15 protein-coding genes are annotated in these 13,991 nt (G+C 66.4%); 3 read left to right on the top strand and 12 right to left on the bottom strand.

The features are described 5' to 3' along the window. Positions 1-42 precede the first annotated feature (42 nt). The 8 genes from BN4332_RS11245 to BN4332_RS11210 form a co-directional block, all read right to left on the bottom strand. On the bottom strand, positions 43-243 hold the full coding sequence (locus tag BN4332_RS11245) for a ferredoxin (RefSeq protein WP_066898513.1): 201 nt from the start codon (positions 241-243) through the stop codon (positions 43-45). Continuing rightward, entirely contained in the window at positions 240-1,442 is a 1,203-nt protein-coding gene (locus tag BN4332_RS11240; RefSeq protein ID WP_066898512.1) for a cytochrome P450, read from the bottom strand. Before BN4332_RS11240 ends, BN4332_RS11245 begins: the two co-directional genes overlap by 4 nt. A gap of 148 nt (positions 1,443-1,590) precedes the next feature. Then, positions 1,591-2,379 (bottom strand): NAD(P)-dependent oxidoreductase, encoded by a 789-nt coding sequence (locus BN4332_RS11235; RefSeq protein ID WP_066898511.1) that lies wholly within the window; start codon positions 2,377-2,379, stop codon positions 1,591-1,593. After that, a complete protein-coding gene (locus BN4332_RS11230; RefSeq protein WP_066898510.1) occupies positions 2,379-3,197 on the bottom strand; it encodes an NAD(P)-dependent oxidoreductase in 819 nt (272 codons plus the stop codon). Before BN4332_RS11230 ends, BN4332_RS11235 begins: the two co-directional genes overlap by 1 nt. Continuing rightward, entirely contained in the window at positions 3,197-4,078 is an 882-nt protein-coding gene (locus BN4332_RS11225) for an alpha/beta fold hydrolase (protein WP_066898509.1), read from the bottom strand. The genes BN4332_RS11230 and BN4332_RS11225 overlap by 1 nt, the downstream gene beginning before the upstream one ends. Before the next feature lie 14 nt (positions 4,079-4,092). Next, a complete protein-coding gene (locus BN4332_RS11220; protein ID WP_066898508.1) occupies positions 4,093-5,748 on the bottom strand; it encodes a thiolase C-terminal domain-containing protein in 1,656 nt (551 codons plus the stop codon). An 82-nt stretch (positions 5,749-5,830) separates the two neighbouring features. Further along, positions 5,831-6,052 (bottom strand): ferredoxin, encoded by a 222-nt coding sequence (locus BN4332_RS11215; RefSeq protein ID WP_066898507.1) that lies wholly within the window; start codon positions 6,050-6,052, stop codon positions 5,831-5,833. Further along, positions 6,049-7,338, bottom strand: a complete 1,290-nt coding sequence (locus BN4332_RS11210; RefSeq protein WP_066898506.1) for an NADH-ubiquinone oxidoreductase-F iron-sulfur binding region domain-containing protein — start codon at positions 7,336-7,338, stop codon at positions 6,049-6,051. The genes BN4332_RS11215 and BN4332_RS11210 overlap by 4 nt, the downstream gene beginning before the upstream one ends. 27 nt (positions 7,339-7,365) lie before the next feature. On the opposite strand from BN4332_RS11210, the gene BN4332_RS11205 reads away from it, so the two are divergent. Then, entirely contained in the window at positions 7,366-7,839 is a 474-nt protein-coding gene (locus BN4332_RS11205; protein ID WP_066898505.1) for a hypothetical protein, read from the top strand. Between the two features lie 26 nt (positions 7,840-7,865). Here BN4332_RS11205 and BN4332_RS11200 read toward each other — a convergent pair whose 3' ends face one another. Genes BN4332_RS11200 through BN4332_RS11185 form a run of 4 tightly spaced genes read right to left on the bottom strand, consistent with a single transcriptional unit; the run spans position 7,866 to position 11,476 of the window. After that, a complete protein-coding gene (locus BN4332_RS11200; RefSeq protein WP_066898504.1) occupies positions 7,866-8,795 on the bottom strand; it encodes an alpha/beta fold hydrolase in 930 nt (309 codons plus the stop codon). Further along, positions 8,792-9,184 (bottom strand): Rieske (2Fe-2S) protein, encoded by a 393-nt coding sequence (locus BN4332_RS11195; RefSeq protein ID WP_066898503.1) that lies wholly within the window; start codon positions 9,182-9,184, stop codon positions 8,792-8,794. Before BN4332_RS11195 ends, BN4332_RS11200 begins: the two co-directional genes overlap by 4 nt. 1 nt (position 9,185) lies before the next feature. Beyond that, positions 9,186-10,340 carry an amidohydrolase family protein gene (locus tag BN4332_RS11190; protein WP_066898502.1) on the bottom strand — a complete coding sequence of 385 codons (1,155 nt, stop codon included), beginning with the start codon at positions 10,338-10,340 and terminating at the stop codon, positions 9,186-9,188. A gap of 20 nt (positions 10,341-10,360) precedes the next feature. Continuing rightward, on the bottom strand, positions 10,361-11,476 hold the full coding sequence (locus BN4332_RS11185; protein ID WP_066898586.1) for an amidohydrolase family protein: 1,116 nt from the start codon (positions 11,474-11,476) through the stop codon (positions 10,361-10,363). A 277-nt stretch (positions 11,477-11,753) separates the two neighbouring features. On the opposite strand from BN4332_RS11185, the gene BN4332_RS11180 reads away from it, so the two are divergent. Together BN4332_RS11180 and BN4332_RS11175 are read left to right on the top strand one after the other, a co-directional pair. Beyond that, on the top strand, positions 11,754-12,755 hold the full coding sequence (locus BN4332_RS11180) for an acyl-CoA dehydrogenase family protein (RefSeq protein ID WP_066898501.1): 1,002 nt from the start codon (positions 11,754-11,756) through the stop codon (positions 12,753-12,755). 1 nt (position 12,756) lies between these two features. After that, positions 12,757-13,932 carry an acyl-CoA dehydrogenase family protein gene (locus BN4332_RS11175; RefSeq protein WP_066898500.1) on the top strand — a complete coding sequence of 392 codons (1,176 nt, stop codon included), beginning with the start codon at positions 12,757-12,759 and terminating at the stop codon, positions 13,930-13,932. Positions 13,933-13,991 lie beyond the last annotated feature (59 nt).

Genomic DNA, 13,991 nt, shown 5'->3' with positions numbered 1-13,991 from the left:
CCCCGGGGTCGAAAACGGCGCAGTGGGAGGCGAATCGGCGGGCTACTCCTCTTCGATCGAGATGGCCTGCCGGGGGCACTGCCGGACCGCTTCGCGAATCTGCGCTTCGTTCTCCGGCGCCACCTCCTCCTGCAGAATGTGGAGGTAATCCTGATCGTCGAGATCGAACACCTCGGGGATGATCCCCATGCAGACCGCGTTGCTCTCGCAGATCTCGAAGTCGACGTGAACTTTCTTGGTCACCGCAGCACCTTCACCGGCACGTTCGAGTAACCCGCCACGTTCTGCATGTGAACCCGTTGCAGCTGATCCCATTTCACTTCGTACCGCGGCATGAAATCGAGCAGCTTCTCCAGGGCGATGGCACTCTCCATGCGGGCGAGTGCGGCCCCGAGGCAACTGTGGATGCCGTAGCCCAGGCCCAGGTTCTGCGCCTCGGTGCGATCGCGTTCGATGTCGAAGGTGTCGGCGTCGGTGAACGCATCGGGGTCACGGTTGGCGGCGGCGCTGATCAAGAACACCGGCTTGCCTGCCGGAATGGTGCCGCTGGGTACGTGGGCCTCCTTGAGGGTGTAGCGGACGTTGTACTGCACCGGGCCCTCGTAGCGCAGCAGCTCCTCGACCGCGGCCGAAACCTTCTCCCGGTCGTCGAGCAGCTTCTGCCATTGTTCGGGATGGCGGGCGAACAACACGATTGCGGTGCCGACGAGTTTGGTGACGGTCTCGGCTCCGGCTCCGCCGAGCAAGGTGGCGAATCCGGTGATCTCGATGTCATCGAGGCGGCGCATCTGGCCGTCCTCGCCGGGGATCTCCGCGGCGATCAGCCGGCTGATCATGTCGTCCTGCGGATCTTGCCGACGCTTCTGCACCAGCCCGTAGTAGTAGATGCCGGTGTCAATGTTGGCCTGCATACCGGCCTCGGAGTAGCCGATCTGCCCGGGTTCCCGGGACAGGCTGGTGTCGATCCAATGGCGAACCTGCTGGCGGTACTCCGGATCGACACCGGCCATCCGGGTGATGACCTCGACCGGGAACGGCCCCGAGAAATCCTGGACCACGTCGAACTCGTCGGAGTCGATCAGGCCCAGGAAGTGGTCGATCTGCTCGACGACGGTGTCGCGCTGGGACTGGATCATGCGGGGCGTGAACGCCTTGTTCAGCAGGCTGCGCATGTGCCGGTGGTCCGGTGGGTCCATGAAGATGATCGACTTCTGCGGCGGCTCGTTGCTCTGCACCATCGCCAGATCGCAGCCGCGCGAAGAGGAGAACGCCTCGTGGTCCTTGAGGGCCGCGGCGACGTCCTCATGGCGCGTCAGCGCGTAGAAGTCGGAGTCCTCGTTGTAGTACAACGGTGCGTCCTCGCGCATCCGTCGGTACATGTCGAAGGGATTGTTGAAGAATTCCTCGGAGAACGGATCGAAAATCACCTGGGCCTTGGTCATTGGCTGGCTCCTCCTTCGCGGCGGGCTGGGCCGGAAGCGCTGCGACGCGTTACGGGAAACGGTTGAACTGTAAAGTTAACAGTAAACCGTTTGGGGGTGTTTGAAAAGCGCGAAATGGGCGCTGATCAGGTCGTGCTGCCCTGGCCCTTCACCGGGTCGCGGTGTCGAGCAGGCCCTCCAACTGGCCCAGGTTGCCGTCCAGCTCGGACACCGTCCGGCGGACCACGGCGACATCCTTGCCGATGAACTCGCCGACGCGTGCGATGAACGCATCGGCCGAGCCGGTGGCCGCGATACCGCCGAGCGCGCGACTCGCGGCGCTGCCGTGGGTGAGAGCGGTCAGCAGCGTCGCCTCGTCGATGCCCAGCCGGTCGCCGAGACGGACACCCTCGGCGACCACGCCGATCTGGGCTGCGAACAAGGCGTTGTTCACGAGCTTGACCCGTTGCCCGGCCCCGACCGGGCCCACGTGCAGCACCGGATCGGCATAGCACTGCATGACGTCGCGGGCACGGGAAACGGCTGACTCGTCGCCCCCGACGAACACCGTGACAGACCCGGCCGCGATGTCGTGCGGTCCGCCACTGACCGGGGCGTCGATCACCGCGATATCGCGTGCCGCCGCACGTTGGGCGAGCGCCTCGGCGGTACGGGGACTGCCGGTGGTGTGCAGCACGAGCACCGACCCGGCCGCCATCGCGTCGATCAGCTCCGGGCAGAGCTCCCGCACCTGTTCGTCGGTGAACACGCAGACGATCGTCACGTCGGCGCCGGCCACCGCCGCGACCGCCGAATCGACCGGCTCGGCCCCGAGTTCGGCTACCGCGGCGCGCTTCTCGTCGTCGCGTCCGAGAGCCCGCACCTGGTGGCCGGCCTCGGCCAGGCGCCGCACCATCGGTGCGCCCATCCGGCCTGCGCCGATGAAACCGACGCGCATCAGCGGGGATGGTTCATGATGGCGAGGGCATTGTCGGCGGCATCAAACACTGCCCCCTGCGGGGCCGACGCATCGTTGGCCAGGCTGGCCGCGTGTCGGCAGTCCTTTTGCAGCAGCGCCCCGGCGATCGGTGCCAGGTTGTCCAACGTGCCGCCGAACATCGCGATGCTGTTGAGCGCCTTGCTGGTGGCCGAGCCTCGCGTGATCACCTCGCACAGCGCCTGACGCGGAACCCCCAGTGCCTCACCGAGTTCCAGTGCGCTCATGGCCGCGCCGAGGTTGGCGCTGAACAGCAAGTTGTTCAAGATCTTGGCGACCTGGCCCGCGCCGACCCCGCCGAGATGCACGATCGGGTCGGCGTAGGTGGCGAACACCGGGCGGACCCGCTCGACGACCTCTTCGTCACCGCCTACCATCACCAGCAGGGTGCCGGCCGACGCGGCGGGCTCGCCACCGCTCACCGGGGCGTCGATCACCGTGATGCCCTGGGCGGCAGCCTTATCCGCGAGATCGCGACAGGTGTCGGGGTGGACCGTGGAATGAATGGCGATGACGCCGCCCGGCGCGAGGCCGGCCAACACCCCCGTCTCGCCGTCGAGCACCTGGCGGACATCGTCGTCGCCCACGACGCACAGGCAGACCAGATCGCTCGCGGCGGCCAGTTCGGCGGGGGAGCCCGCGGTCTTGGCCGCGGTGTCGGCGAAGGGCTCCAGCGAGGCCGCGCGTCGCGCCCACAGCGTGGTTTCGAAGCCGCCTTCGACGATTCGCCGGGCCATCGGTGCACCCTGGCTGCCCAGCCCGATAAATCCGACTCGCATCAACCTGCCTCCACTTCCACATCGGTTTTCACAGCATCGCGGGCACTGTCGTTCACACACTCGTCGGCGAACGACAACACCTCGCGGTGGTAGATCGGAGCGGTCAGGCCCACGCTGAGGTTGTGGCCGCTGTCGGCGAGTTCGCCCGTCCGTACCCGCGGTGACGCGGTGAACATCGCACCGATACTCGCGAGGGCTTCGGCATCGGATTCCCAGACGTTCTCGTATTCGCCGGCGAGGAACTGGACGGGGACCTTCACCTGTGCCGCCAGCACCGGAAAGTCTTGCCACGACCAGGTTTTGACGACATCACCTTCGTACGCGGTGCCGTCCGAGGACAACCCGGCCCCGATCACATCGGGCGGGTACAGCCGGGCGGGTTCCCACAGCAGCTCGCGCAGACCGCGCGGACGACGTTGTGGCGATGCGTCTTTGAGCAGTTCCCGGGCGGCCGGGTGATACCGGCGGCCGGTGCCGGCCAGTGAAACGCCGAGCACCTCGGGCCGCTGCACGGCCAGGTGCACAGCCAGCTCACAGCCCATCGAATGTCCCAGTACGAAAAGGCCGGCCGCCCCGGCGATGCGCCGGATGGCGCCGACCGCGAGGTTGACACGCTGTTCGGGTCGAGCCATCGCATCGGGGTAGGCCGCCGACGCGCCGTATCCCGGGCGGTCCAGCGCGATCACCGTGTACCGCTGCGCCACCGCACTCCGCAGCAGCGACAGCTCCGGATGGCCGGGACAGTCGAAGTAGGCCGACGTGGTGGCCCCGCCGTGCAGCGCGACGAGAACAGCCCGCGGGTCAGGGGATTCGGCAACCAGCGCCGATATCGGGACGCCGTCGACCATCACCACTCTCGGGTGCGGAGCTGTGTTACTCATGGCGTGCGCACGCTTCAGTCGTCCCGGCGCATCAGCAGCACGCCGCTGGGGGTCAGACCACCGCTGCTGGCCACGGCGACGCGGGCGTCTTTGACCTGGCGCTCGCCGGCCTCGCCGCGCAGCTGGGTGACGGCCTCGTGAATCAGGCCCATACCGTGGGTGCGGCCGTGCGAGAGCTGACCGCCGTGGGTGTTGAGCGGGATGACGCCGTCGCGGGCGATGTTGTGGCCGCCGTCGAGGAAGTCCTTGGCTTCCCCGATGCCGCAGAAGCCGAGACCCTCCAGCCAGGACAGGCAGTTGAAACTGAACCCGTCGTAGAGCTCGGCGACATCGACATCGCCGGGACGCAACGAGGTTCGCGACCACATGTGCGCACTCTGGCCCAGCACCTGTGGTTCGTGAGTGAGCGTGGTCTGGTCCCAGTCGAGGCGCTCGATGATCTGAGTGCCCACCGCCTCGAACAGGATCGGCGGCTTCGCCAGGTCGCGAGCGGCATCCACCGCCGAGACGATGACGGCCACCGCGCCGTCGCACGGCACGTCGCAGTCATACAGGCCGAACGGTGTGGTGATCATCCGCGCCGACAGGTAGTCGTCCATGGTGAGCGGCTCGCGGTAGATGGCGGTCGGGTTCAGCGCGGCGTTGGCGCGTTGGTTCAGCGCGATCCAGCCGAGCGTCTCGCGCGTGGTGCCGTACCGGTCGAAATGGCGACCGGCGTTCTGCGCCAACGTGTGCGCCGCGGAGGTCGCGCCGTACGGGTGTTGCCAGTTGTCGCTGCGGCCACCCATCGGAGGGGACATCTTGCCCTCCTTGACCAGCTGGCCGAAGGTGGCCTCCCACAGCGTGCGGAAGCACAGCACATGGCGGGCCAGCCCGGTGGCGACGGCCATCATCGCCGCGATGACGGAGCCACCAGGGCCGAATGTGTCCATCCCACCGTTGATCCAGGTCGGCCGAAGCCCGAGCGCGCCTTCCAGGGCGGATACCCCGCCTTCCCCCATCCCAGCGATCGCCAGGCCCGGGTAAGTGGAGAGCCCGTCGATGTCGTCGAACGTCAAACCGGCGTCGGCGACGGCCGTTTCGGCGGCGTCTATGGTCAGCGCCAGCGGCGGCACCATCTGCCGACGGCCGATCTTGGACATCCCGATGCCGGTGATGGCCGAGTGGTCCTCGAACTTCTGCTTGGTGAGCATCGGGCGCACGTGGTTGGCGACGTCTTGGGGCGCGACGGGCTCGGCGACCGGCGGGGTGGACGTGGTGTCCGTCGACGGTTTGAACACCGGCAGCCAGACGTCCTCGATGTGCTGGAAATCGACCTCGACCGGCATCCCGAGCTTGAGGTCGTCGAAATCGCAGTCCACGATGTTCGTCGTCAACCGGACCCGCGGATCCTCGGCGATCGCCACCTCGGCGACCACGTACGGCGGCGGCAGATCGGGAAATCCGAAGCGGTGGTTGACCGTGAACCCGGCCAGCGATCCCCGCCCCGACACGTCGCGCACACCCATGTTGCGGCTGTGGCAGTACCGGCAGACCGGCTGGGGTGGGTGGATGAGCGCGCTGCAGTCCTGACACTCCTGGATGCGCAGCACCCCATCGGCGCCCGCGGTCCAGAAGTACTCGTTGAGCGTGGTGACCGTCGGGAGCGGACGTCCCGGTATCTGTGACAACTCGTCTCCGGTGGTAAGCGGGTTATTCGATGTGGAGAATCACGTTACCAGTTGCAGTTATCGGTGATCCACACTTGGCGGGTCAACCTGCGTCGCGCTCGGCTCTCTTGTCTTTCAGTTCGATGATCGCGTGCACCGGGCAGTCGAGCAGGGCGCGGCGAACCGCGTCCTCGTCGGCCGCCGAGATGTTGCCGTCGCCTTTGAGCACGGCGTATCCCCAGTCATCCAGGGGGAAGTAATCGGGCGCATGCTTGGCGCACAACCCGAATCCATCACACAACGTTCGATCCAGCTTGATCCTCATACCAGCACCACCCCGGATTCGACTTCGTATGGCCGTGCGGCGGTGAAAGCGCCGGAAAGGCAGGTCTGACAGCTATTTTCGAGGTGGCGCTGCACCTCGTCGGGGAACCGGGCGAGCAGGCTGGCCGCCACGTTGGCCGCACCGTCGAGGGTGGCGCAGGCGCCGCGGCCTCGCAGCACCACCGACCAGCGCTTGAGCCGGTCCACGTCCTCCTCGGTGGCCACGCCGTCACGTAGCCCGGTCGCGACGGCCGCCATCGCGGCGGTGCCGTTGAAGCACGATCCGCACTGGCCGGCGTTCTCCCGGTCGAAGTAGGCCAGCACCGACGCGGCCACTGCCACCGGGCAGTCAGCGGTCAGGATGCCGATCGCACCGCACCCCAATCCACTGCCCAGGGCTCGCACCGACTCGTGATCCAATGTGGCCCCGACGATGTCGCGGTTGACCAAGCCGGCGAAGTACCCACCCATGAGCGCGCCGCGAACGTGTTCGGGGGAGACCCCGTGCACGGTCAGCAGATCGGCGAATGCGACGCCGTGCGGCAGCTCGTACAGCGCGGGTGCGCGTCCGCCTCCGGTGATCGTGGCCAGAAACGTCCCGGGAGACGCGTCGGTCCCGAGTTCGCGGAACGACTCGGCGCCGTGCTGGTGGAGGTAGGCGAGGTGGGCCAGCGTCTCGACGTTGCTGATCAGCGTCGGTTTGCCAGCGACCCCTTCCTCGAACGGGCGCGGGGGTTTGTCAGTGGGCTTGGCCGGGCCACCGTTGACCACGTGCACCGCAGCGGTCTCTTCTCCGGCCACGTAACCCGCAGCGACGGTGAGCAATTCGACCGGCGCTTCGGTCAGATCGCCGGGGAGCTCGGCGAGCGCGCGCTCGACGCTGTCGGCCGCCGCAGCGTCCGAGACGTACACCACGGTCCGGTCCGCGCCGACGATGCCCGCGGCCAGCCGCAGGCCGTCCAGCACGACGTGCGGACGGTTGCGCAGCAACCAACGGTCTTTGATCGAGGCCGGCTCGCCCTCCTCGCCGTTGGCGATCACCACGGTTCCGGTGGCCTCGGCTCCGTTGTCGCGTACCGTGCGCAGCTTGACCGCCATCGGGAAGGCGGCACCGCCGCGGCCCAGCAATCCGCTCGCCTCGACCTCGGACAGCAGGTGGTCCGGATCGGCAAGGGGCGCATAGCCTCCCGCGTGCCGATAGTCGGCGAAGCCTTCGGGCCCGACCCGCAACAGACGCGGGGTGAGTCCCGGCCATGCCGCGACCGTCAGTTCGGCTGTCATCGTCACATCCCGTCCCCGGCTAGGCTTACCGGCATGAGAACTGCGGTGGTGCGCGTCGGAGTGGACCCGGCCGGTGAGCTCGGGGCCAAGCAGCTATCCGACGGCATGGCAACACTTCGTGAGTTGCTGGGTGAGCGCGGCGCCGAGGTGCTGAACAATGAGCTCTCCGGACTGCCCGCGCATCGCCGCGAAGTCGAGGTGCTGATCGCCGGCGAGAACGCACCAGAGTTGCAGGCCATCGTGATGGAGCTGTGCGCCAAGGCGTTTGGCACCAGCCCGGCCGCCGGGGTGGTCACCTTCGTCAGCCGTGGCACCGACGACGACGTCCGCGGCGTGCTGGCCGGATTCGGCGTGACGGGCGAAGTCAGCCGGTCTGTCGACGGCGACGGCTGGGACGTGGTGACGGTGACCCTGGACCGGTCTGATCTGGCACGCATCCCGGAAAGCCGCATCCACACCGCCCTGGAGGCTTCGCTGAACTGCGAGGTGCACATCCGGACGGTGTGAAGGCGACAGGACTGTGCTCGCCACCCTCATGAGGACCTCAGGAAGTCGAGGATCGCGGGGGCGGCCTGCACCCAGGTGTCGAACAGGCAGAACGTCTTCCCGCCGCTCTGGGCGAACCGCTCGCCGGCGCGTTCCCAGGCGTCCTCAGGCCACGGCGGATCGATCAGCTTGGAGCCCTTGATCAGACAGCTCACTTCGAGGGAGGTGCGCTTGGGGTGATCCCAGTCGTTCTCACCGCCTCGGATGATCAGTGTCGGCACGGTGATGTTGTCGAACATCTCGTCGGGCACGCCGGGGATGGTCTGGCCGGGCTTGGAGACGAACGCGTTGAGCCAGCGCAGCATGACCTTGAGGAACTCGTCGGCGTCGAGATCGAGGAGGCGCTCCCGGTTGGCGGGGTTCTCCGCGATCCGCTCGCGCCACTCCGGCACATTGAGCAGCCCTTCGATGCCGAGGCCCCGGACCGCCAGGATGCTCGGCGTGACATAATGGCCGCCGAGGACGAAGGACCCGTACACGCCACCGACGATGTTCCACACCACCAGCTTTCGCACGATCTCCGGGTACAGCATGGTGGTCAGCATCGAGTCCCGCGCACCGCCGGAACCGCCGAGGATGAAGCACGGCCCGATTCCCAGGGCGGTGATGAGCCGGTAGAGCGTCTCGGCCCGCATGTGCGATTCGCTCTGCCCGTAGAACTGCACATCGGACTTGCCGCAGTTGGGCCGGTCCCACAGCAGCACCCGGTAGCCGCCCTCGACCAGGGCTTCGGCCAGCGGTCGTAGCCCTGGAATATCCTTGCTGAACCGGCCGCCGGGGGTCAGGGCGATGAAATCACCTGTTTCGCCGAGGATTTCGTAGACGACGTTGCCGCCGTTGATCTCCATGGCCTTCTCGCCGGGCTTGAGTTGCGGAACTGCTGCCAGAACCGTTGATTCGCTCGCGAGCTCGCTCATGCCATCACCAACACATCATCTCCAACCACCCGGACCGGATAGGTGCGGATACTCCATTCGGGCTTCACCGCGGTGGTGCCGGTTGCCAGCTCGAAACCCCACTGGTGCCACGGGCAATAAATGAACTCCTTGTCGCGCACCATCACCGCGTCGCCGGGCACGCCCTCGTCGACGATCGTGCGGCCCCGAGCCCGGCCCGAGCAGAGCGGTCCGCCCTCGTGCGGGCAGTAGTTGGCGATCGCGTAGAACGTGCCGTTGACGTTGTACACACCGACGCCGTGCCGCCCGATCGGTACCAGTTTGTGTGTCCCGGGCGGGATCTCGTCGACGGTGGCCACCACGTGTTCGCGGCCTTGCGCGAGCCGCTTGGGCTTCTCCGGTTCGGCCATCTCAGAACACCCTGACCTGTCCCTCGAGCACCGGGACGGTCTCGGGCAGCTTGTACGTCTCGATCCCGTTGCGGAACATGATGGCCTCACGCGCGTGCTCGGGCAGGTGCTTGACCAGCCAGCGGGGATCGTCGAAGGTCCAGTGCGGGTAATCGCTGGAATACAGCAGGATTTTCTCGCATTCCATCCATTCGAAGGCTCGGGACAGCTCGGTCTTGTCCTCGGGGTAGTCCAGCGGCTGGGTGGTGAACTTGATGTGGTCCTTGACGTATTCGCTGGGCTTGCGCTTGATGTCCATCCAGCTCTTGCGGGCCTGGTAGATGGCGTCCATGCGCCACATCAACGGCAGGATCCAGGTGAACGCGTGCTCGACGAACACGATGCGCAGCGTCGGGAACCGGTCGAAGACCCCGTCGAAGATCAGGCTCATCACCTGATTCGCCGCCAGCAACGAGTAGCTGACCATGAAGTCGTGGTTGTAGCTCGGCAGCCCCACCGGTGGCGTCGGTAGGGTTTCGTATTCACCGCGGGACAGATGGCAGCTCACGGTGATGTCGTGCTTGGTGGCCGCCGCCCAGATCGGGTCGTACTTCGGATCACCCCACGACGGCCGCGGCTCGGCCTTGATCAGCACCTGTGCCATGTACGGGTGTTCGGCCCACTGCTCGATCTCGGACACCGCCAGGTGCGGTTCCTCGATGGCCACACAGACCGATCCGCGCCAGCGTTCGTGCCAGTTGTTGTGACTGTCCAGCCAGTGGTTGGCCAGCCACAGATTGGTGGCCGTGCAGTACGCCGCGGTCGCCTCGCCCAGGCGGTGCTCCGAGTGTGTCGGCTCCAGAATGGCAATGTCGGAGCCGGCCTCCATGATGAGTTGACGCAGGGCCATATCTGGGTCACTGCAGGCGAATTCGCCGTCTGGCGGGAATGCGTCCACGCGCATCGCATACGCGTGGGCGTAATCCGGTGCGTCGTAGTAGATCTGCTCGCCGACCTTGTGGCTCAAGAAATACTTGCTGCGCCACGGTTCGGGGATGTACTCGATCAGCTCGCCACGCCGCGGCATGGGATGCACGTCGGAGTCGACGCACCGGACCGCGATCCGCTCGGCCGCGGCCACCCGTGGGTTCGTCGTGATGGGCTCGGTGATGGTCATCAGGTCTCCCTCGCGTGCCTCTACTGTGCCGCAACCGCGGACGTGGAACCGGAGTTCGTGAACAGCTCCTGCAGGCCGTACAGCTCGGCGGCGTTGCGCCACAACAACTTGTCGCGCTGCTCGGTGCTGAACGCGCCGGGGACCGCCGGCTCGTTCAGCTGCCAGTGCGGATAGCTGGAGCCGAACATCACCATGTCTTCCTTGCCGGTGAAGCTCATCCATTCGCCGGCGAATTCGGTGTCACCGGGGCCGTCGAGCGCGCCCTGGACGAAGTACACGTGGCCGGGTAGATAATCGCTGGGCATCTTGGGTGCCCACGGCGTCTGCTCGAGATGGGGGCGGCCGAAGCAATCCATCCGCCACATGAACGGCGTCAGCAGATCGGCGGCGCCGTCGGCCCAGACGAACTTCAGGCTCGGTGTCCGTTCGAACACGCCCTCGGCGATCATGTTCATCAGGTGATAGATGTAGTTGAGCGCCATGAACCCCAGGTACTGCTCATACGTCCGGGTCTTGCCCGACGGCGTCGGCGCGAACTGGATGCCCGCCCCGCCTTCGATGTGAACGGCCACCGGCAGGCCGGCTTCGGCCGCAGCTTCCCACAAGGGCCAGAACTGGGGCTTGCCATAGAGTTCGCGCGACTGCATCGGGATGCCGATCTGCACCACGCGCGGGTGGTCCTTGTACTTGTCGATCTCGCGCAGGGCGCCGACGATGTCGTCCGGGTTGACCCGGATGGTGCCGCGGAACCGCTCGCCGTGTGCGTCGTGCTCGAGCCACCGGGTCACCATCATCGCGTTGTGCGCGGCGGCGATCGCGGTCCCGAGGTGACGATCCGGCATGATGCCGCGGGTCATCGGATGCAGGATCGCGACGTCGACGCCCCGATCGGCGAACAAGTGTTGCGCGGCGACGTCGGGATCGGAGCCGGGGTACTGGCGGTCGGGCCCCTTTGTGCCCTTTGCGTACTCACCACCCGGTGCGCCATACCAGTTCATCTCGTAGTCGGGGAAGCCGCGGCTGGCGAACGGTTCCTTCAAGAAGTTCTGCCGCAGGTCTTTGTTCGAGCCGAAGAAGACGTGCACGCTCGCGTCAATGACGGGAACGCGCGTCCCGTCAGATTGCTCTATGGCCAAGACCTGTCCTCCGATGTTCGTCCGGCAGAGCGGGGCGCGCACTGTTGACGGCGCGCTTCCTACGCCGGACCCTACAGTCAGTCTAGATCCATATTCTTCTATGGCAAGAACATAGTTCTCAGAGCATCTCAACCTTTCCTCGCAGGTAAGCGCCGGTGCTGGTCATTCGCTTAGCGGAGCGCCCGAGAGAATCGCTACTTGCTGCAGGAGAAGGACGAACCACCAAAAGAGAATGCTATTCTCACTTCGGTTACGACATGCAGCAGGAGGCGGCGGGGTGCTACTCGAATTCGATGCCGATCAGCGACTATGGCAGGACACCGTGCGCGACGCGGTGACCAAACAGTGCCCGGCCACGCTGGTCCGAGAGGTGGCCGAGCAGGGTGTCGATCCGGCACCGCTCTGGCAGAGCTATATCGACCAGGGCTGGACCGAACTCACCGAGCCGAATGCGGTGGAGCTCGCGATCGTGCTCGAGGAACTCGGCCGGGCTACGGACCTGACGCCGTACCTGGCGACCATGACGCAGTACGCGCCGCTGGCCGGGGACCGGTTCGACCCGGCCAAGGCCGGCACTGCGGTGTACGGCGGTGTGACCGCCACCCGGGATGCCACCGGCTGGGTGCTGACCGGAACCGCCCATCACGTCCTCGACGGCGACCGGGCCCAGAACCTGGCCGTGGTGACCGACGGCGGCGTGTTCCTCGTCGACGCGACCAAGGTTGCCGTCAAGCGCAGCCCGATCTTCGATCCGGTGCTCCACGTCGCCGAGGTGTCGTTCCACAACGTGCATGTCGACGACACGGACCGTATTCACGTCGACACCGAGAAGGCGCGCCACCTGGCGCTGACCGGAATGGCTATCACGATGGTCGGTGCCTGCCAGCGAGTCCTGGACCTGGCGCTCGAACACGTCAAACAGCGCCAGCAGTTCGGGGTGGCCATCGGATCGTTCCAGGCCGTGCAGCACAAGGCCGTCGACATGCACGTCGCCATCGAAAGAGCCCGGGCGCTAGCGTATTTCGCTGCGCTGACCATCGCCGCTGACGACCCGCGCCGGCGGCTGGCGTCGGCGATGGCCAAGGCATCTGCGGGCGAATGCCAGGCGATCGTGTTCCGCCACGGCCTGCAGCTGTTCGGCGCGATGGGGTTCACCTGGGAGAACGACGTGCAGTTCGCGTTGAAGCGCGCGAAGGCCGGTGAGCTGCTGCTGGGCGGCGCCGCCGAGCATCGCGCGACGATCGCCGCCGAGTACCGCACGACCTACAGGGGACTGTGACATGCAGCTGACATACGATTCCGACGTCGAGGAGTTCCGGGCCGAGTTCTCCGCGTTCCTCGATGCCAATCTCCCGTCGGAAGCCCAGACACTCGAGCGTCCGCGTTCGGTTTCGCATATGCCGCAGTGGGCTCGCGACTGGCAGCGCTTGCTGTTCGACAATGGCTGGCTGCTGCCGGCTCAGCCGCCCGAGTTCGGTGGCCGCAACGCCACGGTGGTCCAGACCTTCGTCCACCTCGACGAACTGTGCCGGCGCCGGATCTACCACAGTTTCAACCCGCAGGGCGTCAATATCATTGCGGCATCGCTGCTTACGTTCGGTTCCGACGAGCAGAAGCAGCGGTGGGCCGTGCCGGTGCTGCGTGGCGAGAAGACTGCGTCGCTGGGCATGAGCGAGCCGAGTGCGGGATCCGATCTGGCTTCACTACGGACCCGCGCTGTTCTCGATGGCGACCAGTTCGTGGTCAACGGACAGAAGGTCTGGACCTCGGGGGCGCACGACGCTGATTGGCTGCTGACCTTCGTACGTACCGACCCGGATGCGCCGAAACACAAAGGAATCAGCGTCCTGATCATCCCGACCGACACCCCCGGTGTGGTGTGCCGGCCGTTCGCCGACATGACCGGCGAGGAGAACCTCGACTTCAACGAGGTTTTCTTCACCGACGCGCGGGTGCCCGCCGAGAACCTGGTCGGCCCGCTCAACGGTGGCTGGGGGGTGGCCAACGGTTCACTCGGGCACGAGCGCACGATGATGTGGCTGGGTTTCGCGGACCGAATCGACAACATGCTGGCCGACTTCCATCCGCGCACCGAGTTGGAGCGTGACCAGTACGCCACCACGATCATGGACTACCAGGCCTTGCGCGCCATGGGATCCGCGGCGCTGGCCAAGGCCTCGCGTGGTGAGGCGGACACCGCGTCGGTGTCGGTGCTCAAGCTGTTCGGTTCCGAGGCCGAGCGTAACGCTTTCGAGAATGCGCTGGCCGCGGCCGGGCCGGATGGGCTGATCCACCCGACCACCACGGGGCCGTACGAGCACATGAACCTCGACCACTATTTCGCCAGCTGGTTCGAACGCTATGCCCGCAGCTTCGGCGGCACCATCGCCGGTGGCACGTCGGAGATTCAGCGCAACATCATTGCCACCCAGGTGCTCGGTCTGCCTCGCCGCTGAGTGCCGTGGCGCCTTCGGCGCCCGAAATCTGCACTGTCACGCGGGAGTGGCTCTCGCGT

It is taken from the genome of Mycolicibacterium houstonense (genome assembly GCF_900078665.2).
Taxonomy (GTDB): domain Bacteria; phylum Actinomycetota; class Actinomycetes; order Mycobacteriales; family Mycobacteriaceae; genus Mycobacterium; species Mycobacterium houstonense.
Note: the sequence above shows the minus strand (reverse complement) of the source record. Positions and strands in the feature narration are given on the sequence as shown.

Bases quoted from the DNA above. Each gene is read 5' to 3' on its own strand.
- BN4332_RS11240 (WP_066898512.1), bottom strand. From the start codon at position 1,442: ATGACCAAGGCCCAGGTGATTTTCGATCCGTTCTCCGAGGAATTCTTC.
- BN4332_RS11235 (WP_066898511.1), bottom strand. From the start codon at position 2,379: ATGCGCGTCGGTTTCATCGGCGCAGGCCGGATGGGCGCACCGATGGTG.
- BN4332_RS11230 (WP_066898510.1), bottom strand. From the start codon at position 3,197: ATGCGAGTCGGATTTATCGGGCTGGGCAGCCAGGGTGCACCGATGGCC.
- BN4332_RS11225 (WP_066898509.1), bottom strand. From the start codon at position 4,078: ATGAGTAACACAGCTCCGCACCCGAGAGTGGTGATGGTCGACGGCGTC.
- BN4332_RS11215 (WP_066898507.1), bottom strand. From the start codon at position 6,052: ATGAGGATCAAGCTGGATCGAACGTTGTGTGATGGATTCGGGTTGTGC.
- BN4332_RS11205 (WP_066898505.1), top strand. From the start codon at position 7,366: ATGAGAACTGCGGTGGTGCGCGTCGGAGTGGACCCGGCCGGTGAGCTC.
- BN4332_RS11200 (WP_066898504.1), bottom strand. From the start codon at position 8,795: ATGAGCGAGCTCGCGAGCGAATCAACGGTTCTGGCAGCAGTTCCGCAA.
- BN4332_RS11195 (WP_066898503.1), bottom strand. From the start codon at position 9,184: ATGGCCGAACCGGAGAAGCCCAAGCGGCTCGCGCAAGGCCGCGAACAC.
- BN4332_RS11190 (WP_066898502.1), bottom strand. From the start codon at position 10,340: ATGACCATCACCGAGCCCATCACGACGAACCCACGGGTGGCCGCGGCC.
- BN4332_RS11175 (WP_066898500.1), top strand. From the start codon at position 12,757: ATGCAGCTGACATACGATTCCGACGTCGAGGAGTTCCGGGCCGAGTTC.